Origin of the sequence: Alcaligenes nematophilus, assembly GCF_026344155.1 — a bacterium.
Classification (GTDB): Bacteria; Pseudomonadota; Gammaproteobacteria; order Burkholderiales; family Burkholderiaceae_B; genus Alcaligenes; species Alcaligenes phenolicus.
In genome coordinates, this window is record NZ_JAPKMZ010000002.1 from 594,145 (window position 1) to 615,170 (window position 21,026).

At 56.1% G+C, this 21,026-nt stretch carries 17 protein-coding genes, 1 tRNA gene and 1 riboswitch; of the genes, 5 read left to right on the plus strand and 13 right to left on the minus strand.

Annotated elements, in window-relative coordinates; all coding sequences use genetic code 11:
* Positions 1-123: 123 nt before the first annotated feature.
* The 7 genes from OSH04_RS07880 to ilvD all read right to left on the minus strand — a co-directional run bounded on the left by OSH04_RS07880 (position 124) and on the right by ilvD (position 7,757).
* On the minus strand, positions 124-981 hold the full coding sequence (locus OSH04_RS07880; protein WP_115635261.1) for a hypothetical protein: 858 nt from the start codon (positions 979-981) through the stop codon (positions 124-126).
* Complete coding sequence (locus OSH04_RS07885; RefSeq protein WP_009463713.1) at positions 978-1,208, minus strand: MerR family transcriptional regulator; 231 nt, start codon at positions 1,206-1,208, stop codon at positions 978-980. Before OSH04_RS07885 ends, OSH04_RS07880 begins: the two co-directional genes overlap by 4 nt.
* A gap of 350 nt (positions 1,209-1,558) precedes the next feature.
* Positions 1,559-2,623 carry a site-specific integrase gene (locus OSH04_RS07890; protein ID WP_115635262.1) on the minus strand — a complete coding sequence of 355 codons (1,065 nt, stop codon included), beginning with the start codon at positions 2,621-2,623 and terminating at the stop codon, positions 1,559-1,561.
* 135 nt (positions 2,624-2,758) lie between these two features.
* Positions 2,759-2,843: transfer RNA gene (locus tag OSH04_RS07895), tRNA-Leu, on the minus strand.
* A gap of 309 nt (positions 2,844-3,152) precedes the next feature.
* On the minus strand, positions 3,153-4,217 hold the full coding sequence (locus OSH04_RS07900) for an AI-2E family transporter (protein WP_021447032.1): 1,065 nt from the start codon (positions 4,215-4,217) through the stop codon (positions 3,153-3,155).
* Between the two features lie 603 nt (positions 4,218-4,820).
* Complete coding sequence (nadE, locus tag OSH04_RS07905; RefSeq protein WP_266108218.1) at positions 4,821-5,648, minus strand: ammonia-dependent NAD(+) synthetase; 828 nt, start codon at positions 5,646-5,648, stop codon at positions 4,821-4,823.
* Positions 5,649-5,897: 249 nt separating this feature from the next.
* Positions 5,898-7,757: a dihydroxy-acid dehydratase gene (gene ilvD / locus OSH04_RS07910; protein ID WP_026484131.1), complete on the minus strand. Its 1,860-nt coding sequence runs from the start codon at positions 7,755-7,757 to the stop codon at positions 5,898-5,900.
* A gap of 163 nt (positions 7,758-7,920) precedes the next feature.
* Here ilvD and ppc point away from each other — a divergent pair, with 163 nt between their 5' ends.
* Positions 7,921-10,755 (plus strand): phosphoenolpyruvate carboxylase, encoded by a 2,835-nt coding sequence (ppc, locus tag OSH04_RS07915; protein ID WP_266108219.1) that lies wholly within the window; start codon positions 7,921-7,923, stop codon positions 10,753-10,755.
* Positions 10,756-10,894: 139 nt separating this feature from the next.
* Positions 10,895-11,677, plus strand: a complete 783-nt coding sequence (locus OSH04_RS07920; protein WP_035273584.1) for a sulfite exporter TauE/SafE family protein — start codon at positions 10,895-10,897, stop codon at positions 11,675-11,677.
* 85 nt (positions 11,678-11,762) lie between these two features.
* On the opposite strand, the gene OSH04_RS07925 is transcribed toward OSH04_RS07920, so the two are convergent.
* Positions 11,763-12,332: a class I SAM-dependent methyltransferase gene (locus tag OSH04_RS07925; protein WP_009462587.1), complete on the minus strand. Its 570-nt coding sequence runs from the start codon at positions 12,330-12,332 to the stop codon at positions 11,763-11,765.
* Between the two features lie 119 nt (positions 12,333-12,451).
* On the opposite strand from OSH04_RS07925, the gene OSH04_RS07930 reads away from it, so the two are divergent.
* On the plus strand, positions 12,452-12,673 hold the full coding sequence (locus OSH04_RS07930) for a hypothetical protein (RefSeq protein ID WP_009462588.1): 222 nt from the start codon (positions 12,452-12,454) through the stop codon (positions 12,671-12,673).
* A 4-nt stretch (positions 12,674-12,677) separates the two neighbouring features.
* Positions 12,678-13,892 (plus strand): class I SAM-dependent methyltransferase, encoded by a 1,215-nt coding sequence (locus OSH04_RS07935; RefSeq protein ID WP_266108220.1) that lies wholly within the window; start codon positions 12,678-12,680, stop codon positions 13,890-13,892.
* Positions 13,893-14,198: 306 nt separating this feature from the next.
* Here OSH04_RS07935 and OSH04_RS07940 read toward each other — a convergent pair whose 3' ends face one another.
* The gene (locus OSH04_RS07940; RefSeq protein ID WP_266108221.1) at positions 14,199-15,344 is read right to left on the minus strand and encodes a tRNA CCA-pyrophosphorylase; all 1,146 of its coding nucleotides are present in this window, start codon (positions 15,342-15,344) and stop codon (positions 14,199-14,201) included.
* Positions 15,345-15,355: 11 nt separating this feature from the next.
* Positions 15,356-17,458 carry a lytic transglycosylase domain-containing protein gene (locus OSH04_RS07945; RefSeq protein ID WP_266108223.1) on the minus strand — a complete coding sequence of 701 codons (2,103 nt, stop codon included), beginning with the start codon at positions 17,456-17,458 and terminating at the stop codon, positions 15,356-15,358.
* Here OSH04_RS07945 and OSH04_RS07950 point away from each other — a divergent pair.
* Entirely contained in the window at positions 17,457-18,086 is a 630-nt protein-coding gene (locus OSH04_RS07950; RefSeq protein ID WP_060186175.1) for a 5-formyltetrahydrofolate cyclo-ligase, read from the plus strand. The two genes, OSH04_RS07945 and OSH04_RS07950, sit on opposite strands and share 2 nt — an antisense overlap.
* Positions 18,087-18,229: 143 nt before the next feature.
* On the opposite strand, the gene metF is transcribed toward OSH04_RS07950, so the two are convergent.
* The 3 genes from metF to ahcY are packed head-to-tail and all read right to left on the minus strand — an operon-like array spanning position 18,230 to position 20,844.
* A complete protein-coding gene (gene metF, locus OSH04_RS07955; protein WP_021447042.1) occupies positions 18,230-19,069 on the minus strand; it encodes a methylenetetrahydrofolate reductase [NAD(P)H] in 840 nt (279 codons plus the stop codon).
* Positions 19,066-19,404, minus strand: coding sequence for a phage holin family protein (locus OSH04_RS07960; protein ID WP_009462594.1), 339 nt, complete (start codon positions 19,402-19,404; stop codon positions 19,066-19,068). The genes metF and OSH04_RS07960 overlap by 4 nt, the downstream gene beginning before the upstream one ends.
* A gap of 42 nt (positions 19,405-19,446) precedes the next feature.
* On the minus strand, positions 19,447-20,844 hold the full coding sequence (ahcY, locus tag OSH04_RS07965) for an adenosylhomocysteinase (protein WP_026484121.1): 1,398 nt from the start codon (positions 20,842-20,844) through the stop codon (positions 19,447-19,449).
* 74 nt (positions 20,845-20,918) lie between these two features.
* Positions 20,919-21,011: riboswitch (S-adenosyl-L-homocysteine riboswitch) on the minus strand.
* Positions 21,012-21,026 lie beyond the last annotated feature (15 nt).

Sequence of the window (21,026 nt, forward strand, 5' to 3'; positions counted from 1 at the left end):
AGCGGTCGTTCTGTTCCCGACGGTCAGGGCGGTTTTAAGGCCCGCATCCAGCACGAATGATTTCGTTCTTGGGACGGTCAGTATCCTTACTGCTGAAACTGCTAGGTGTACAACTTACTGCTTCTAAGCCTGCTTTTTTTGCCTTGAGGTTGCCAGTAGCTCCTTCAGCCTCCTAGCTTCTTTTTGGCCTCTTTGCCTGTCTACCGGACGTGCTTCTACAGGCGGCACTAAGCCTTGCTCTGAAGCCTGCTTTCGTTGACTCGCAATTTTGCTAGCTCCCACCGGATTGAATTGCCCCGCCAGAAACTTCCTTTTCACAGAAAAAAACCAGCTGACCCGCGACAATTTAATCTTGCCCGCCTGAATGGCGTAAGCAAGTTCGTCCAGCAGTTGCTGTGCATCTTGCACCGAGAGGCCCTTCAGTCCATTAGTGATGCTTTGGTGCTCCTCGCTTGTCAGCTGAGGAGGGAAAATCAAGTCGCGATGCGCCTTAGTAGTAGTATTTATTACAGATAGTATTTCTATACTACTTGTATTACTTTGCGTTGGATTTGCCATAGGTGGTTTATCCACAGACGGGTTTTCCGTACGTGGATAAACCGATCCTGGTGACTTGGCCTGGATAAAGCGTTTAGCCCTTTGAATTGGTGTATGGCTGTCACTGCTTGGCGAACGATCGGATATCAAGGTCCAATCACTATTGCAGTACCTTCCAGCAGCATCACGAATTCGATCGATGTTGAGATAGCCCAACTCCTGTAACTCCCGAACTTTGCCCCTGATGGAGTCGCGACCATTTTTGCGCCTAACCTTGGCTAAGAAGGCAATCGACAACGTCATATTTGCATGGTAGCTATTTAACAGAGTCCACAGACCCAGAGCACACAACGAAACCTCCCCATTACGAATGAGACAATTTGGGACGATCGTAAAGCTGTCATGATTAAATTGCTTGTGAAGGGTAAAGCTATCTGCACTCATAGCTGATCCTCTGATGCTTCAAGCTGCAACACATCATGCACCTGGGCAGTACGGAACCGAATGCGTCGCCCAATCCGGACAATTGTCGGTTTTAGGCGCTGCGATGTTTCATTGTTGTTGGAAATCGAATTTCTGACACTCACGGCCGACCGCCCTAAAACCTGAGCAAGATCCTCTACGGTCATTAAAGGCCCGAACCTGTCTAACATATATTTTTTTACCGTCATGACAACTCCTAGCGCACAAGCAAGAAAGTTAATAATTTGCCCACACAAAATAAGAGCAAGCACGGCTATTGTTGTTAGACAAAACCCCTTAGTCAACCAGAAAAATTAACGTAAGCTATTGAATTAAAACCAAAATACCCAATTTTGGTTTTCCTTTACGAATAAATAGTTGAACAGTATAGCTTTCACAAACCAATGAATATATTGGCATTAAGGAAGCCCAAAAACCAATATATACAATTTTGGTTTTTACATATAAATCTGTTTTTCCACGCTAAAAATAATTTTGTTTCGTTTTGTAAATTAAGAGTTTCACTCTACTTTCAAGCTCTACAAGGTGCAGCTATATCCTAAAACAGCTTATCTAGCTTGCCGACCAAGTCTTCTGCACGAAGGTGCGTGTAGCGCTTGAGCATTTGCATGGACTTATGCCCACTAATCGCTGAGACCTCCTGGTCACTAAGACCCGCCTCAACAAACCGGCTAACAGCCTCGTGTCGCAGGTCATGAAAGCGAAAATCCACCAAGCCCACTTCTCGCTTAGCATCATTCCACGCCTTATCGAACAGGTAAGGGCGGCGCATCCCGTCCCGCCCTGGCTCACCGAAGAAAATCAGGCTGGTCTCGCCCGGACGCATTGGGTTATCTAAGGCATCGCGAAACGTGGCCGTAGCTGAGACGGTAAGCGGGACAGTTCTAGGTGAAGAGTTTTTTGTGTGTTCCAGGCGTACTATTCGACGTTCCAAGTCCACCTGATCAACACGTAGCGTTGTGATCTCTGACAAGCGCATACCGGTCTCTACGGCGATTCTGACGATCCATCCGAACATTGGGTTGGAATGTCTGTCTGCGGTCGCTAGGAGGCGTTTCTGCTCGTCTGGGGTCAATCGACGATTACGACCAGCCCCAGGCGCGGGGCGTCGAATATTGGCAACTGGGTTGGTAGGTAGGCCGATGCTCCACTCTTTGATGGCAATCGTAAACAAGTGCCCCAACAGAGCTAGTTCAAGTCGTACCGTGTTATTGCTTCTCGGCTTGCGCATCCCCTTGGCATCCTCATCACCTGCAAGGCGCATATCCCGGAAGTCAGCAATGATGTCAGGTGAGAGCGCGGCAAGAGAATACTTGCCAAGATGATTGATGATGGTTTGAGCTTTCTTGTGCTCGCCAACTTGCGTGGAAGGACGCTTGGTAGGAGTCACCTCTTTCAGGTAGCGCTTGAGTGCCGCCGCTACCGTCATGCGCTCAGCAGGGGCTCGCTGAATGTAAACGCCACGCACCATTTCATCTTCTGTACGGCGAGACCAATCCTCGGCATCGCGCTTAGTACGAAATGTTTTGGCTACAGGGGGCCAACCCGTTTTACGAATGAGTGCTTTCCAAGTGCCAGAGGGTGTCTTAACAATCGTCGCCATACATGCTCCGTCGAACGCATTGCGCTGCGTCAGTGTACCGAAACTGTACCTAAGCGAACTTTGAGGAAAATCCCCCAGTATTGGGGCTATGACTTGAATCGCGCTAAGTGCTTGTAAACACTAGGGATTTTTGAGTGGTGCCCGGGGCCGGAATCGAACCGGCACGCCTTGCGGCGGGGGATTTTGAGTCCCCTGCGTCTACCAATTTCACCACCCGGGCTAGGTATGGCAACCTGGGAATCCAGGCTTGGGAGGAAAGATTGTTATTATACGCAGATTCCTCGGGGTTTTGGCAAGTGCTACAGCAATTTTTTTAATTTTAGCCTGGCACTGAAAACATTCCCGCCTAAAGTCCGTCTGAAGCTCAGTTTTCCGCCTGCTTTGTCACAACTGCTTAAGCATTAACAGACGGTTCTCGGCAGGCAGGAACCCACACCACTTTTGGCCATACTCAAACCTGAATTCCAAATAAAAAACAGGCCAGGTACATCGCCCTGGCCTGCTCAATTTTCTACTCTGTATTCGGGATCTAGTCCCCTGCCACAGCCTGTCCGTTACGAATCCACTCTCTCCAGATCGCCACCAACAAAGCCATCAGGACCGGGCCGATGAACAAGCCCACGATGCCCATTGTTTGCACACCGCCAACCAAACCAAAGAAAGTCGGCAAGAACGGCAATTTTACCGGGCCACCCACCAGGCGTGGTCGCAGTGTTTTGTCGACAATGAACAGCTCGATAGCGCCCCACAGGAACAAGCTCACGCCAGCCACCAGGTGACCAGAGCCTATTAAATACAAGGACACCATTGTGAATGACAGAGGAGCACCGCCGGGGATCAGCGCCATAAAGCCGGTGATCACACCCAAGAGCACGGGTGAAGGCACACCTGCAATCCAATAGGCAATACCTAAAACCACGCCCTCACCCAAGGCGATCAAGCCCATCCCAGTGACGGTGGAGTTAACGGTAGCAGGCACAACCCGAGAAAAACGCTGCCAGCGGCCTGGCAGGATGCGCTCACCAACAATATCCAATTGCACCAACAGCCTGTCGCCATCTTTAAAGATGAAGAACAGCGTGATCAGCATAAACAGCACGGTCAGCAGCAGGTGAAAAACGTTGCCGGTAGCGGACAAGACCATGCGGTAGATATTGCCAAGATGCTGGCCGCTAACCATCTCGACCAGCTCGCCCAACGCGTGGGGTTCGCCTAAATAGACTTGCCAGTATTCGGTCAAGCGCTCGCCCATCAGGGGCATGGCTTTGATCCATTCTGGAGTGGGTGTGCCGTAACGGTTGGCAGCCAGCGCCCAGGTAATGAAGCTGCTGGCTTCCTGGATCGCAAAGGACAAGGCCAGGGACAAGGGTACGACCAGGACCACGATGACGACCAGCAAGGCCAGTGTGGCCGCCAGTGCTGTGCGGCCATTGCAGCGTACAACCAGCCGTTTATATAAGGGCCAACCGGCCAGGCCTATGATCAACGCGGCGAGGACAGGGACCAGAAATCCCTTTAAAAAGTAGACGCCTGCGGCCAGCAAGAGCAGCAATAGCCAGCGAGCGATAAGGAATGCGGGTAAGACGGGTTGCATAAACGGTGGAGACCCTCTTGTCTATTGGTCTGGGCATGGGTCGGTGCCCGAAAGTTTTTTGACGATAGCATGATCACAGCCCGAGGAATACCCGTTTCTTACAACAAGCTGATAACACTTTTTAAGGTGGAAGCAGGCTCTAAGCGGCACCCGCGATCTGCATAGGGTCAAGACTCATCATTGCGGGCTGGATAGCAGCATCAGGACTCGGTCGGTTCGATTGGACTGACTCGAATCTGACTCTTAATGAACTGCACCTCACACCGCGTCTTGCCAAGTCTACTCCTGCTGCTGTGAAGCAGCTTAAATGCTGCACACGAAAGCTTGAAATCTACAACAGGGGTTCAAGTCTTGTGATCCTCAGTCGCCTGAGAGCTGCAACAGGCATCACGTGCGAGTGCTGGTGCTGGTGCTGGTGCTGGTGCTGGTGCTGGTGCTGGTGCTGGTGCCTTCAGTCTGCTCTTGCAGAGATCCCGACTTCTTTTTTTTGTGGGCAATAAAAACGCCCTTAGGCTGGATGCCTCAGGGCGTTTCTCTATATTCAGGGGCTTCTTTAGACAAGGCCGTGCCGGCTGTGGCTGTCTTTATCCCCTCAAGTCATGCTCAGGGCGCCACCGGCAATGCACGTTTATGCGCCGAAGCACGGAAGGTTTTGATGATGATCTGCGTGGCTTCATCATCAATCACCTTGCCTTCCAGAAAATCATCAATCTGGTCATAGCTGACACCAAAGGCGTCTTCATCCGGTTTCAAGGGGCTAAGGCTTTCCAGATCGGCGGTGGGAACTTTGAACACCAAGGCTTCTTCAGCGCCCATCGCACTAGCCAAAGCACGCACACGGCGTTTGTTCAAACCTGCTAAAGGCGTAATGTCAGCAGCGCCATCACCAAACTTGGTGAAAAAGCCCATCAGGGCTTCAGCGGCGTGGTCTGTACCGACTACCAGGCCACCGTTCGCACCGGCAATCGCGTACTGCGCCACCATACGTTGACGGGCTTTAATGTTGCCCATCAGAAAATCCTGTTGTGCCGCGTCGCGGAACTTCAGGCCGGAGGCCAGCAGTTGCTCCAGCATGGCATCCGATGCGGGCTTCACATTCACGACCAAGGTCTGATCGGGATTGATAACCTTCAAACCACCTTGGGCGTCTTTCTCGTCAGCCTGCTCACCGTAAGGCAAACGCACGGCGATGAATTGCGCTTGATGGCCTTGCTGACGTGCCTGCTCTACGGCTCGCTGAGACAGACACCCTGCTGCCAGGGAGTCCACGCCCCCGCTGATCCCCAGGACCAGGCTGCGGCAGCCGGTACGCAGCAGATAGTCACTTAGAAAGCGGACGCGACGTTCGATTTCTTCCTGAGCATCGAAATGATCCGTGATCCCCAATTCCGCACGGATACTGGCTTGCAAAGCGCGTTGATCATCAGTCATGGCGCAGGCTCTCTACACAAAGTGAACAATAGTTCGATTGTAAAGGACTGGAGAAACTGTGCCAGACGGTATGGACGTCTCCAGTTATTTAAATGCCTCAGCAAAATGGCCTAAGTCTGAAAGCCCAGTACAACAGCAAGATATGGACTGTTGCTCCTCTAGAGCCGCCCCCCCCCTTCAGTCGAAACCCATAAAAAAACCCCACCTGCTAAAACAAGTGGGGTTTCATCAGCTAAAGACTAAATCAGCTTAGCGGTCCAGTTGCGACACATCACGCACGGCACCACGGTCAGCCGATGTTGCCAGCGCGGCATAGGCTTTCAGTGCTTGCGACACAACGCGCTCGCGGTTCACTGGCTTCCAGGCCTTGGAGCCACGCGATTCCATTTCGGCACGGCGTGCGGCCATTTCTTCATCGCTGATCGCCAGGTGAATACGACGGTTGGGGATGTCGATCTCGATGGTGTCGCCATCTTGCACCAGGGCGATATTGCCACCTTCGGCAGCTTCAGGTGACGCATGACCAATCACCAGACCGGACGAACCGCCGGAGAAGCGACCATCGGTGAACAAGGCCGAGCTTTTGCCCAGGCCCATGGATTTCAGATAGGAGGTGGGGTACAGCATTTCCTGCATACCTGGGCCGCCTTTGGGGCCTTCGTAGCGAATGATGACCACATCGCCTGCCTTGACCACGCCGTCCAGAATGGCGGCAACGGAATCATCCTGGCTTTCATAAACACGCGCCGTGCCGGTGAAGGTCAGAATGCTTTCATCCACGCCAGCGGTTTTCACGATACAACCGTTGATGGCCAGGTTGCCGTACAACACGGCCAAGCCACCGTCTTGCGAATAAGCATTAGCCTTGTCGCGGATACAGCCCTTGGCGCGGTCTGTGTCCAATTCCTGGTAGTAACGGTCCTGGCTGAAGGCCACTTGCGTTGGGATACCGCCGGGGGAAGCGCGGAAGAAGTCGCTGATGGCTTTGACGTTGTCGCCCTTGACGTCCCAACGCTTGATGGCTTCACGCAAGGTGCCACTGTGTACGTTGCCCACATCCAGGTTCAGCAAGTCGGCCCGGGCCAGTTCGGCCAGAATAGCCATGATGCCACCTGCGCGGTGCACGTCTTCCATGTGGAATTCGGGGGTGGCAGGGGCCACTTTACATAGGCAAGGGACGCGACGCGAAATCTTGTCGATATCGGCCATCGTAAATTCCACACCGGCTTCCTGGGCTGCGGCCAACAAATGCAGCACGGTGTTGGTGGAGCCGCCCATGGCCACGTCCAGGGTCATGGCGTTTTCAAAAGCTTGGTAAGTGGCGATGTTGCGTGGCAGGACGGATTCGTCGTCTTGCTCGTAGTAGCGCTTGGCCAGATCCACGATCAGGCTGCCAGCGCGTTCAAACAAACCTTGGCGACGGGCGTGAGTAGCGACAATGGTGCCGTTACCGGGCAAGGACAGGCCCAGCGCCTCGGTCAGACAGTTCATGGAGTTGGCGGTAAACATGCCCGAACAGGAACCACAGGTCGGGCAAGCGCTACGTTCAACAGCTTCAGCCTGTTCATCAGTGACGTTAGGGTCAGCGGCTTGAATCATGGCGTCCACCAGATCCAGCTTTTGCACCACGGTCTTGCCGTCTGGCGAGTAGACCTTGCCCGCTTCCATCGGTCCGCCCGACACAAACACCACAGGGATGTTCAGGCGCATGGCGGCCATCAACATGCCGGGGGTGATCTTGTCGCAGTTGGAGATACACACCATGGCGTCAGCACAGTGGGCGTTGACCATGTATTCCACCGAGTCGGCGATCAGTTCGCGCGAAGGCAGGGAATACAACATGCCGCCATGGCCCATCGCAATACCGTCGTCCACCGCAATGGTGTTGAACTCTTTTGCCACACCGCCGACCGCTTCAATTTGACGGGCAACCAGCTGGCCCATGTCTTTCAGGTGTACGTGACCCGGTACGAATTGCGTAAAGGAGTTCACCACCGCAATGATCGGTTTGGAGAAATCCTCGTCTTTCATACCGGTGGCGCGCCACAGGGCACGCGCGCCGGCCATATTCCGACCGTGGGTCGAGGTACGGGAGCGATATTGGGGCATGACTACTCTCTGAACAGGAAAATTATGTAAAGATACCTATCATAAACGTCCCAAGGCGCTTTGTGCGCGTCAAGGTCGGGAAGGCGTCTTACCGTAGGGCGGCTACCGATCTGGCACCCAGAATCCTTTGCAGCAAAACCCCTTATTTAACAGGAGATATATTATGCCGCAGGCCGTGCCTGACCTTTCCAACCTGCTTCGACAGGACATCCGCTTTCTGGGCAAGGCCCTGGGAGAGGTGATTCGTGATAGCGAAGGAAAGGCGACCTTCACGCTGATTGAAGCCCTGCGCCGGGCGGCTGTCAGTTTCAGACGTGAACACGATCCGCAGCAAGCACGGATTCTGGAAAAAGACATTCCAAAGCTGAACGACGCGCAGGCCCGTTCCGTGGCCCGTGCCTTTGCCTACTTTTTGCACCTGTCCAATATTGCCGAGGACCGCGACCAGAACCGTCGCCGCGAAGAGCAAGATCCCGAAAAGCTGCTGGGCAGCCTGCAACATGCCATTCAAACCTTGATGGACCAGGGTTTGAGCGCCAAGAAAATTCGCCGCTATCTGCAAGAAGCCTGTGTGATGCCGGTGCTGACGGCTCACCCTACCGAAGTTCAGCGCCAAAGTACGCTGGCTGTGCATATGGCCATTGCCGATGAATTGAACGGCCTGGATCACAAAGCCAGCGCCACACAATCAGCCCGCACCCAGGAAAAGCTGACCGGTCTAGTGTCCCTGCTGTGGCAAACCCGCATGCTGCGCGATCACAAGCTGACGGTGATGGACGAGATCGATAACGCCCTGGCCTATTACGGCTCCACCTTCCTGCCCACCATTCCGCAGCTGTACCACGACCTGGACCGTTTGCTGGAACCGGGCAAAAAAAGCCTGCTGGATCAGAAAACACGTTCCCTACCCGCCTTTTTGCGCATGGGCAGCTGGATTGGCGGTGACCGCGATGGCAACCCCAATGTAGGCCCTGAAACGGTTGAACAAGCGGTGCTGCGCCAGTCGACACGCGCGCTACAACACTATCTGGAGCAGATTCGTTTGCTGGGTACGGAAATCTCCGTATCTGACGCACTGAACCGTGTCAGCAAAGACCTGGCGGCCTTGTCGGCCAGCAGCCAGGACCCGTCGCCACACCGTGTAGACGAACCTTATCGCCGCAGCTTTATTCACCTGTACGCCCGTATGGCGGCCACAGCGCAGAACCTGCTGGGCCGCGATCTGGCCGATCGCCCCACTTACGCCGCCCCACCCTACGCAAACCCGCAAGAATTCAAGGCTGATCTGCAAATCATTGCCGACTCTCTGGCTGAAAACAAAGGCGGCGCCATTGCCGGCCTGCGTCTGAACGAATTGATTCAAGCTGTGGAGGTTTTTGGCTTCCATCTGGCCACTTTGGACCTGCGCCAAAGCTCGGACGTGCACGAGCGCGTACTGGACGAACTGTTCCGCGTGGCAGGCACGCTGTACAAGGACGAACCCGTCAATTACCGCCAACTGTCCGAAGAGGACCGCATCACTTTGCTGCGCTCGGAGTTGCGCCACCATCGCCCCCTGGTTTCGCCCTGGTATCGCTACTCGGAAGAAACCGAGAAAGAACTGTCCATTCTGCGCAAAGCCGCCGAATGCCGCCGCCGCTTTGGAGCGCGCGCATTGGAACAAACCATTGTGTCGCACACCGAAACCCTCAGCGACTTGCTGGAAGTGCTGGTGCTGCAACAGGAAACTGGCCTGATCGTGCCTAATTCCAACGAGCCGGAGCATCAAGGTCTGATGGTTGTACCACTGTTCGAGACCATTCCTGACTTGGAGCGTGGCCCGCAAATCATGCAGGAATGGCTGGATATGCCTGAAATCCGCCAGCGCGTGCGTCACGCGCAGGACAGCGTGCAGGAAGTGATGCTGGGTTATTCGGACAGTAATAAAGACGGTGGCTACCTGACCTCCAACTGGACGCTATACCGTGCCGAACGTGAATTTGCGCAGGTTTTCTCGCGCCGCAAAGTGCGTTTGCGCCTGTTCCACGGTCGTGGCGGTTCGGTAGGCCGAGGCGGTGGTTCCAGTTTCGACGCTATTTTGGCGCAACCTCCAGGCACCGTGAATGGTCAGATTCGTCTGACCGAGCAAGGCGAGATGATTCAAGGCCGCTACAAGGATGCGGACGTGGGCCGCTGGCATCTGGAGCTGTTTGTCGCTGCCACGCTGGAAGCCAGCCTGGGATCACGCAAGGGCTCGTCCAATGACGACGAACATCTGGCTGCGTATGGTGACGCCATGGCCTGGATGTCCGAGCAGGCTCATCAAAGCTATCGCCAGCTGGTCTACGGTACGCCGAACTTTGATCAGTACTTCTTCCAGTCCACGCCTATCAAGGAAATTGCTGGCCTGAATATCGGCTCGCGTCCTTCCTCGCGCAAGGCCACGCAAAGCATTGAAGACCTGCGCGCCATCCCCTGGAGTTTCTCCTGGGCACAATGCCGTCTGCCTATTCCTGGCTGGTACGGCATGGGCACAGCCTTGAACCGCTATCTGGAATCGGGGCTGCCCAATGATGGCCTGAACCGCGCCAAACGTTTGGCCCAACTGCAAACCATGGCGCGCGACTGGGCCTTCTTCCGCACGCTACTGTCCAATATGGAGCAGGTGCTGGCCAAGACTGACCTGGATATCGGCCTGAAATACGCCGGTCTGGTCGAGGACGAGGAATTGCGCGAGACCATCTTCACGCAAATCCGTGACGAGTTCGAGCTGACACACCGGCTGTTCCGTGAAATCACCGGCCATGAACTGCTGGTGCACGATCAGGCTTTGCAAGATGCCCTGGCCGAACGCTTCGCCTACATTGACCCGCTGAACCACTTGCAGGTGGAACTGCTGCGCCGCCATCGCCGTCAAGGTGAAAAGGCCAACAAGCCCACACGCAGCGGTGTGAACAAGCAACACGTCATTCACCTGACGATCAACGGTATTGCGGCTGGCCTGCGTAACTCGGGCTAACTCCAAGCCATGGAAATTGGCCCTATTAATTACTTTTATAAATAAGCTAATTTCCAAAAGAAGTTAAGAGCGTACAATAAGCCATTACTACGCTTTCTGAAAAAGGCGTGATCCCTACCGGGATCACGCCATCTGGCTTATGGCGCTTGCAATCATCCTGGGAATTCTGACTGGCCTGTCGCTGGGCCTGACTGGCGCGGGTGGCGGTATTTTGGCCGTGCCCGCTCTGGTGCTGGGCATGGGCTACAGCATGACAGCGGCCACACCGGTAGCCTTACTGGCTGTAGGCGCCGCAGCCCTGGTCGGCGCACTAGATGGTTTGTACAAACATATCGTGCGCTATCGTGCTGCCATGTTCATGGCCGTAACAGGCGCTTTGGTCACGTCTTTGGGCGTACGCATCAGCCATGCCTTGCCGGAAAAAGTGCTGGTAACGCTGTTTGTCGCCATCATGCTGTGGATTGCCACCAAGATGCTGCGTCGTCCGGCGGCAACAGCACATGCTCATACACCCTGTTGCCTGAACCCGGAAACCGGCCGCCTGCGCTGGACGCCAGCAGGCACGGCCACCTTGGCTTCAATTGGTGCGGTAGCGGGTTTGTTTTCAGGCATGTTGGGCGTGGGCGGCGGCTTTCTGATCGTGCCTGCCCTGAAACGTTTCAGCGACCTGTCCATGCATAGCATTGTGGCTACATCCTTGATGCTGATCGCCCTGATTTCCCTGAGCGCGTCGGCCATGAGTCTGGCACACGGGGCGGAGATTCCCCTTAGCGGCTGGGTTTTTGTGGCCTCGGCCATGGGTGGCATGGTGATAGGCCGACAACTAGCCCCTCATATTCCTTCTGTGCGCTTGCAACAGGGTTTCAGCATCCTGACCGCTGTTGTGGCCCTGTCCATGCTGGCACGTACCTATCTGTTTTAAGCCGCGATTCTGTACACGCGCTCAAGCAACACCGGATACATGGTTTTGAGCCAAGCGCCGCGCCTGGCTCAAAACTGCACATGCTTTACTCGCAAATACTGCCACCACCGTCTTGCGGATTCAGACGGTAATCGCTGAAAGAGCCGCCCTCACGCGGACGCACGGCGACAATGCGCTGAACAATATGGTCCGGATCGGCCCGGAAACCATGCTCATACGCCACGATATCCAGGTCCGCACACCAGCGCAGCAGCTCCCCCGGCTGCAACAGAAAGTCCGGATTACGCGGCGTGTTGTATTGCTCGTTGCCCACCCCAAAGGTTTCGTAAACCAGCACCCCACCTGGCTCCAGGCTCTCCAGCAAAGTCGGCATCAAGGGACGCCACAGATACTTGGTCACCACCAGGGCATTGAACTTGCGCCCCGCGAAAGGCCAGGGACCGTTTTCGATATCAGCCTGGATAATTTCCCCGTAAGGCGAAGTCGCTGCCACCGCTTCCGGGTCCCGGTCTACACCGATCACGGTATTGCCGCGCTCGGCCAACCAGCGGGCATTGCGCCCCCGACCACAGGCCACATCCAGGACCGTGCCCGGATTCGGAATCAAATGGGCCCATGCCTGTAACCAGGCGCTGGCCTGTCCCCTGTCGTTCATCCTTACCCCTTTGCTAAGCAGACAAAACGCCCATGGTAACGCAGCAGTGGGCAAGCTCAAGCACAGCACTGGCCTGGGCTACAATTGGCCCCGATTCCACGCTATTTTTTTGAGGGTGTATGAAAGTTCTGCTGCAAAAACCCATATTGCTGATGGCCGTTCTGTGCCTGCCTTTATGGTTTGTCTACGGCAACTTCATCCTGGCCGCTGCCACCTCCATCCTGATCGGGATGCTGGTGGGCATGATCCGCACCCTGCACCAAGTGACCCAGGCCAAGAAAGCCAGCGCCAAGAGCGCCGCCCCGGCTTCTTCCGAGACACCTAACGACAAGCCCAACTGACGCCATGAACGTACTGTCCGCCCCTGCCCTACCACACGGTTTGCCTCCCCTGTCCGAGGAACTGAAAAAACACGTCGCACAGGTTAACGATTACTTGCTGGACCGCATTGCCGATGAAGGCGGTTTCCTGTCTTTCGACCAATGGATGCATCATGCGCTGTACGCCCCCCATCTGGGCTACTACACCGGTGGCAGCACCAAGTTTGGCAGCAATCAGCCCACAGGCGACTTTACGACGGCCCCCGAACTCTCCCCCCTGTTTGCTCAGACCTTGAGCCGTCAGGTCATGGAAGTACTGGAAGGCAGCCAATCCCTATCCATTCTGGAGTTTGGCGCGGGTAGCGGCGCTTTGGCCGAAGCGCTGATTACGGAGTTGCGCAAGCAAGGTATCGAGCCGCAGTATTCAATTCTGGAAGTATCGCCGGACTTGCGTGCGCGTCAGCAAGAGCGTCTGGCCCCCCTGCAAGCACAAGTGCAGTGGCTGGACAGCACACCGCACAGCTTCAAGGGTTGCGTGGTGGCTAATGAGGTTCTGGATGCCATGCCTGCCAGCCTGTTCACCTTTGATGTGGCTGGCAAGGTGCTGGAAGTAGGTGTCATTGCCGCAGACGACAGCACGGCCCAAGGCCTGCCAGCGCCTTTCTACCTGGCTACCCGCCCGGCTCCCGACCATCTGGCTTCGCTGGTGGCCGAGCGCGTGGAAGCGCAGCCCTTCTACCTATCCGAGATCAACCTGCAAGCCGAAGCCTGGGTGCGCAGCATGGGTACTTGGTTAAAGCAAGGCGCGGCCATTTTGATCGACTACGGTTTTCCGCAGCGCGAGTACTACCACCCGCAACGTGACAAAGGCACCTTGATGTGCCACTTCCGCCACTTTGCTCATGCCGAGCCGCTGGTGCTGGCTGGCTTGCAGGACATTACCGCCCACGTGGACTTCACCGCCATGGCGGATGCCGCCCTGGAGGCCGGTTTGGATGTTCTGGGCTACACCAGCCAGGCGCGCTTCCTGATGAATTGCGGCATTACCAATTTCCTGGCATCTCCGCCGGAAGACCCATCCCCCGCCGTGCAACAGCAATGGGCACAGACCATGAGTGCCGCCAACAAGCTGCTGTCTGAAGCGGAAATGGGGGAACTGTTCAAGGTGCTGATTATTGGGCGCGATATTCCGGCTCCCGTGCTGGGCACGATGAGCGGAGATCGACGCGAGCGTCTGTAAGTGTTTTCAGCTCCGGCCTTTGGCCGTTTCTGACTAAAGGGCGGTAAACCTGAACGGTGAAATGGCAAGGCACGTACCTTGCCATTTTTTTGCTGTAAATAACCACGCCCAAGCCAAGACCTCTAGCTACGGCAGCGGTGCAAAGAGGATCTTGCAGATCATCCTGTCTTGAAACCAGAAACCAGCTTGAATGGTCTATCTGTTCCTGAACCCAGAACAGAACCGCACACACGGCTCCAAGCCCACAAAAAAGATAAGCGGCCAATGGGCCGCTTATCTACTTGTGTACTCCGGACTGATCACTCACTACTCAACTGATTGCTCCAGGGCCGCCAGTCTGGCCGCACGCACCTCTTCACGGATTCTGCCAGGCTCAGCCTTGAATTTCGCCGCCACTGCACCTGCGTCCACACCAGCCATAACCATGCGCAGCTTATCCCACTCCCATTCCGGGACCGCTTCCAGACATGCAGCCGCATTGACCAACTGCATAAAGCGATCCGGCTTGCGCAAGGCATCCAGCGACTCCATCACCTGCAAGGCCGACTCCACATCTGCACGGGGTTGCTGCAAAGCAGGACTGCTCAGCAGTACGGGCAACAAACGGGCCTGATCGCGCCATTCCGACGGAGCACGAATCTGCTCCGCCACCTGCGCAGGCGTTTCTGAGACATGGCACAAAACAGCAAAGCAGCTTGCCAAATCCAACTGACGTTCTTTAGCGATCTGAACTTGCTCGCCCACCTGATCGTTGTAATTCAAACCAGGCATGACACGCTCTAGTGCGCCGACTTCCCGCAGTACCTCGAACATGCGAGCGGGCTGCTGGGCAGATAAACCTTTCGCTATTTCCAGATAGATGCGCTCAGGCACCAGCTCGTCCACTTCACCCTGCTCGACCAGCTCACGCGCCAAGGCCCAGGTATCGTCGGCCACGGTGAACTCGGAAAAGCGGGCGGCAAAACGTGCCAGACGCAGCAAGCGTACCGGGTCTTCGCTAAATGCGGTGCCCACATGCCGGAATAGACGGGCCTGCAAATCCGCCAAACCATTCAAGGGATCATGCAGATTCCCCGCCGCATCCACGGCCATGGCATTGATGGTCAGATCACGGCGACGCAAATCGTCCGCCAGGCTCACGTCTGTGCCGGTGTAAAAGGTAAAGCCCTTGTAGCCCCGGCCCGACTTGCGCTCAGTCCGGGCCAACGCGAACTCTTCTTTGCTATGGGGATTCAGAAAGACGGGAAAGTCGCCACCTACGGGAACAAAGCCTCGGGCAGCCAGGTCTTCGGGCCGGGCACCCACCACCACCCAGTCTTTGTCGCCCGCCGGCATACCCAGCAGGGCGTCACGCACCGCGCCGCCCACTACATAGACCTGCAAGCCTTCCAGAACAGGATCTGGCGGCCCCATCAGGGCCGCCAAGGCTGCTTGCTGTCTGTCATCTAGCATGGACGGACTCATCAAGGCGAAATCGTACCCAAACGCCCTTTGAGGGACTGCGGCTGACCGCTGAACATCATGGCGTAATAGGTCGCGTTGGAGAGCACGTTTTTCACGTACAAGCGCGTTTCAGTAAAAGGAATGGTTTCTGCAAAAATGGCCCCTTCTACCGGAGTGTTCAAGCGCGAGCGCCACTGGCGGGGACGACCTGGCCCTGCGTTATAGCCTGCCGATGCCAAGACCTGCGAGCCATCCAGCTGCCCCAGAACCATATTCAGGTAATTGGTGCCCAACACCGTGTTCACCTCGAACTCGTTCACACGGGAGGGAGAGAAGTCGCGCATATCGATCTTGTTGGCCACCCATTTGGCGGTGGCAGGCATCAGCTGCATCAAGCCCGACGCCCCGACTCCCGAGCGTGCATCGGTAATGAAGCGCGATTCCTGACGGATCAGGCCATACACCCAGGCCGGGTCCAGATTGATGGACTTGGCCTGCTCGGTTACGCGGCCTTCAAAGGGCGCGATAAAGCGCTGGCTGAAGTCGATCTCGTTCTTGGTCAACAGGGAGGTATTCACCACGCGATCATAGATATGCTGCTCGCGCGCGAACTCGGCTGCTGCACGCAACTGTCTGTCGTTCATGCCACGCAAGGCAAAGTTCCACTCGGGTACCGCTTCCGGACGCCAACCCAGCTTGAACAGCTCCACCGCACGCAGCAAGCCCGCATTGGTACGCGCATCCTGCATGTCCAACGGCGTCAAAGGCTGTGGCTGAGGGGGCAAGGACGGTGTCAGACCCAACTCTTCCGTGGCCAGCTGACCGTAGAAGTTCAGATCACCCACAATGGACTGGAACTTGGCACGAGCTTGCTCCTTATGCCCCAGCGCCTCATGAGCACGCCCCGACCAGTACACCCACACCGGCTCGGCCTTTTGCGCATCGTTCATCTTGTCGATGGCTGCAGAGACATGCTTCCACTCGATGGTGCCCTGACGCAACTCGGCGCGCACTTGCCAGGCGTTGTTGTAATCCGTCATGGGGGTACGACCGGAGCGGCGATACCATTTGGCCGCATCGTCCTCTACCCGCAAGGCACTGATCAGACCAAACTGGCCCCACACCCAATTCAGGTTTTCCTGGGGGATCTTGCCAGCCCAGGTACGGTCGATATAGGCCGCTGCAGCATCACGCTGACCACGACCCAGACGGGACAAGGCCAAGGACACCAGCTCCGGGTTGACCGAACTGTTGTTCACATTACGATCCAGCCACTTCTGCGGCGAAGCCATCAAGGCGGTGTAATCCTTCATTTGCGGCGCAGTGAAGATAATCGCAGCCAGGCGGCGGGCCTGGGATGTGCGGTTATTTTCCAGAGCATCACGCATCAGATCACGGACCTGATTCTTGCTGATCACTTTACGGGCGTACAACTGGTCCAGTGCCGACCAGCAGGCCTGGCTTGGAGAGAACGACGCCAGCAAGTCCTGCACATCCACAGGCTGACCGGCCACATTCTGTGCCGACGCTACTGCACACTTCACAGCCGAGGTAGGGGCGTGAACGGGGGCCAGCTCACGCACCAAAGCATAGTTGCCGGTACGCGCGGCCGCCACAATCCAGTCGGACTTCAGGCGATTTTCCAGATATTCGTCTTGATTGCCGCTCAGGAACAAACGAATTTGCTCATCGGGCACGGGCGTGGTCGTATCCTGCAAAATCCGACGCAAGCGCCAGTATTCGGCGTAAGAACCCAGAACAGGATCATTCGCGGCAACCGGAGCCAGAGCATCGAGCGCCGTCCAGCGCTTGGCCTGCATGGCATCACGGGCGTCAATCAAAGCCTGACGGGCCGTTGGCGGCACAGGCGGGACGCTATCCCAGCGGCGCACGGCTTCTTTGGCAGGCTGCAACACGACAGCTTGCTTGGCAACGGCAGGATCCGGGGAATGGGTCTGGGCTTGCGGCGACTGCGACCCCGCACAGCCGACCAAACCCAGAGCAAACACCACCAAAGCGCTCAAGGGCGGGCGAGGAAGCATGGATGCCATGCCCCAAGCTGGTGTTTTCTGGTACTTTAGCTGGTTGATACCCATAGTGACGGCCTTTAGAAAATCACCCATGATTCAGAACGTAGAGCATAACGCAGCCGCGCTGCGCACGCGACTAAAAGACCTGCGAGCCGGGCAGCCCTCCATCGACACCAACCGGGGCGCTTTGCTGATCCGGGGCCGTCTGTTTACCTGGCTGGCCACCAACCGCAGCCGCCTGCGTGAACAGGGCCGTGCCGAACCCACCACCATTGCCGCTTTCTGGCCTATGGCCCAGGAGCCGGACTTGCGCCCACTGCTGCTTCAATGGGTGGAAGAGGAAGGCATCAATGTCTGTTTGCCCGTTGTCAAAGAGGCCGATGCCCCTTTGAGCTTTGTCGAGTGGACACCCGAGACCGAAATGGAAAAGGGTCGCTACGGCATCGAAATCCCCATTTCCACTAAAATCATGCAACCGGATATTGTCCTGGTCCCCACCCTGGGCTACACCAGACAGGGTGATCGTCTGGGGTATGGCAAGGGTTACTACGACCGGACCTTGGCGGCGCTGAAAGAACAAAACCACGCTTTTACCAGCATTGGTATTGCCTGGGCAGTGGGCGATTTATCCGGCCAGGCCTACCAGCCCGCCCCGCACGACCAACGCCTGGACAGTATTCTGACTGATAAAGGCTGGGCTGTGCCCGCTCCGGAACTATAAGTAACCCGCTACCACAAACTGTTTAATCCAGAACTCTGTTTACCAAGCAGTTGATTAAACCGGGTCAGATGCTGGCTAGTCAGTTCCCCATGAAAAAACCCGCCAAATGAATGTGGCGGGTTTTTTATCGCGACGCGAAGTGCTTAGCGCCAGGTCAGATTCGGCAAGATAGCCATGCTCGCATCTGCCCCGTTCAGGGTGTACATGTGAATGCCAGGAGCGCCGCCATCGAGCAGGTCCTGACACAAGCGTGCCACCACATCGATACCGAAAGCACGAATCGATGCACGATCATCACCAAAATCGGCCAGTCGCAGTCGAATCCAGCGCGGCACTTCTGCACCGCACATGGTCGAGAACCGCAGCAACTGGGACGAGTTGGTAATGGGCATGATGCCCGGTGTGATCGGAATCGTGACTCCTTGCGCCTGGGCTCGCTCAACAAAGCTGAAATACGAGTCCGGGTTGAAGAAGTACTGCGTGATCGCACCGTGCGCACCTGCCTTGACCTTGTTCACAAAGTGACCCAGGTCGTCGCTAAAGCCTGTGGCCTGAGGGTGCATCTCGGGATAAGCGGCCACTTCGATATGAAAGTGTTCGCCATAGTTTTCGCGAATGAATGACACCAGATCGCTGGCATAGCGCAGTTCGCCCGCGTCACCACCCATACCCGAAGGCAAGTCACCGCGCAGGGCCACGATACGTCGTATGCCCTGATCGCGGTAATTGTCCAGCATCTCGCCAAGCTGCGCGGGCGCCGTACCAATGCACGACAAGTGCGGTGCGACATCAAAGCCCAGTTTTTGCAGCAGTGCTACCGCATCGACCGTGCCAGCACGGGTGGAGCCACCGGCTCCAAACGTCATGCTGACATAGGCGGGGTTCAAGCCCATCAAGGACTTGGCGGTGCGCACCAGTTTTTCCTGCGCCGCGATATCTCGCGGCGGGAAAAACTCCAGGCTCAAGGTTTGCTTGTTGCTCATTTCATTAACAATCCCGACAGCAGCCCGGAAACCAGACTGTAGACGATCGCCCCAATCACGGCCCACCAGAAGCCTTCAACCTGGAAGCCTTTGAGGATGGAGCCCGCAAACCAGAACACTAAGGCGTTGAGCACCAGAAGGAACAAGCCCAAAGTCACAATAGTGATGGGCAAGGTCAGCACAATCAGCAAAGGTTTGACCAAGGTATTGAGCAGGCCCAGTACCAGCGCAGCGATCAGTGCCGAGCCAAACGAGGCAACCGTAATACCAGGCAGGATGTAGGCGACAACCAGCAGGGCAACAGCATTCAGGATCCAGACAAGTAGCAAAGTCATGATAGGGCTCCAAGAATAGGCGTCCGAAGACGCCGGTGCGTTTTAGTAGCGGTAGTGCTCAGCCTTAAATGGCCCTTGCACAGGTACGTTGATGTAATCCGCCTGCGCCTGAGACAAGGTCGACAAGTTCACACCCAATTTCTTCAAGTGCAAACGAGCGACTTTTTCGTCCAGATGCTTGGGCAGTACATATACTTTACCCGTTTCGTAGTTCTCGCCACGAGTGAACAGTTCAATTTGTGCAATGGTCTGGTTCGTGAACGAAGCCGACATCACAAAAGAGGGGTGGCCAGTAGCACAACCCAGGTTCACCAGGCGGCCCTTGGCCAGCAGAATGATGCGCTTGCCATCAGGGAAAATGATGTGATCAACCTGAGGCTTGATCTCTTCCCACTCCAGATCTTCCACCGAGGCCACATCGATTTCATTGTCGAAGTGACCAATATTGCACACGATGGCCTGATCTTTCATGCGTTCCATGTGCGAGCGGTCGATCACGTGGTAGTTACCAGTGGCGGTCACGAAGATGTCGGCCTTGTCAGCAGCTTCTTCCATGGTCACAACGCGGTAGCCTTCCATCGAGGCTTGCAGGGCGCAGATAGGGTCAATTTCGGTAACCCAAACCTGGGCGCGCAAGGCGGCCAGTGCTTGAGCACAACCTTTACCCACGTCACCGAAGCCGCAAACCACGGCGATCTTGCCGGCAACCATCACGTCGGTAGCACGCTTGATACCGTCTACCAGGGACTCGCGGCAGCCGTACAGGTTGTCGAACTTGGACTTGGTCACCGAGTCGTTCACGTTGATGGCAGGGAAAGCCAGTTCGCCTTTCTTGGCCATCTGGTACAGACGGTGCACGCCTGTGGTGGTCTCTTCGGTCACACCCTTGATTTGGGCCAGACGGGTGGAGTACCAGGTTTTGTCGTTTTGCAGACGGGCACGAATGGAGGCGAACATGACGCGCTCTTCTTCGCTGCCGGGTTTGTCCAGAACGGACAGGTCTTTTTCTGCACGGGCACCCAGGTGCAGCAACAAGGTAGCGTCGCCACCGTCGTCCAGAATCATGTTGGCCTGCTCACCGGGCCAATCGAAAATGTCGTGGGCGTATTGCCAGTATTCTTCCAGGGTTTCGCCCTTGACGGCGAACACAGGCACGCCAGATGCGGCAATGGCAGCGGCAGCGTGATCTTGAGTGGAGAAGATATTGCACGATGCCCAGCGCACTTCAGCGCCCAGGGCAGTCAGGGTTTCAATCAGAACCCCAGTTTGGATTGTCATGTGCAAACTGCCGGCAATGCGCGCGCCCTTCAGGGGCTGGGAGGCAGCAAATTCCTCGCGGGTGGCCATCAGGCCAGGCATTTCGGTCTCGGCAATGGTCAGCTCGCGGCGGCCCCATTCAGCCAAGGAAATATCGGCAATTTTGTAATCGGTAAAAGTCACAGTCGGGCTCCGTTATACGGCACGCAGACTGCAGGGAGAGCAAATGAATTCTCACCAGCAGCCCGCCATGCAGGTCGTGGTGAGCGTCGTTCTCCAAGGTGGATACCACCTATCCATGCCCCGAGCCTGGCAAGACCGTGAGTCTTGTCGCAACGCCCCTCGAGGATGGCAAATGAATGTGG

Coding starts and splice junctions, on each gene's coding strand:
- OSH04_RS07885 (WP_009463713.1), bottom strand. CDS start 1,208: ATGACGGTAAAAAAATATATGTTAGACAGGTTCGGGCCTTTAATGACC.
- nadE (WP_266108218.1), bottom strand. CDS start 5,648: ATGACTGATGATCAACGCGCTTTGCAAGCCAGTATCCGTGCGGAATTG.
- ppc (WP_266108219.1), top strand. CDS start 7,921: ATGCCGCAGGCCGTGCCTGACCTTTCCAACCTGCTTCGACAGGACATC.
- OSH04_RS07930 (WP_009462588.1), top strand. CDS start 12,452: ATGAAAGTTCTGCTGCAAAAACCCATATTGCTGATGGCCGTTCTGTGC.
- metF (WP_021447042.1), bottom strand. CDS start 19,069: ATGAGCAACAAGCAAACCTTGAGCCTGGAGTTTTTCCCGCCGCGAGAT.
- OSH04_RS07925 (WP_009462587.1), bottom strand. CDS start 12,332: ATGAACGACAGGGGACAGGCCAGCGCCTGGTTACAGGCATGGGCCCAT.
- OSH04_RS07920 (WP_035273584.1), top strand. CDS start 10,895: ATGGCGCTTGCAATCATCCTGGGAATTCTGACTGGCCTGTCGCTGGGC.
- OSH04_RS07940 (WP_266108221.1), bottom strand. CDS start 15,344: ATGCTAGATGACAGACAGCAAGCAGCCTTGGCGGCCCTGATGGGGCCG.
- ilvD (WP_026484131.1), bottom strand. CDS start 7,757: ATGCCCCAATATCGCTCCCGTACCTCGACCCACGGTCGGAATATGGCC.
- OSH04_RS07950 (WP_060186175.1), top strand. CDS start 17,457: ATGATTCAGAACGTAGAGCATAACGCAGCCGCGCTGCGCACGCGACTA.
- OSH04_RS07945 (WP_266108223.1), bottom strand. CDS start 17,458: ATGGGTGATTTTCTAAAGGCCGTCACTATGGGTATCAACCAGCTAAAG.
- OSH04_RS07960 (WP_009462594.1), bottom strand. CDS start 19,404: ATGACTTTGCTACTTGTCTGGATCCTGAATGCTGTTGCCCTGCTGGTT.
- OSH04_RS07880 (WP_115635261.1), bottom strand. CDS start 981: ATGAGTGCAGATAGCTTTACCCTTCACAAGCAATTTAATCATGACAGC.
- OSH04_RS07900 (WP_021447032.1), bottom strand. CDS start 4,217: ATGCAACCCGTCTTACCCGCATTCCTTATCGCTCGCTGGCTATTGCTG.
- OSH04_RS07935 (WP_266108220.1), top strand. CDS start 12,678: ATGAACGTACTGTCCGCCCCTGCCCTACCACACGGTTTGCCTCCCCTG.
- OSH04_RS07890 (WP_115635262.1), bottom strand. CDS start 2,623: ATGGCGACGATTGTTAAGACACCCTCTGGCACTTGGAAAGCACTCATT.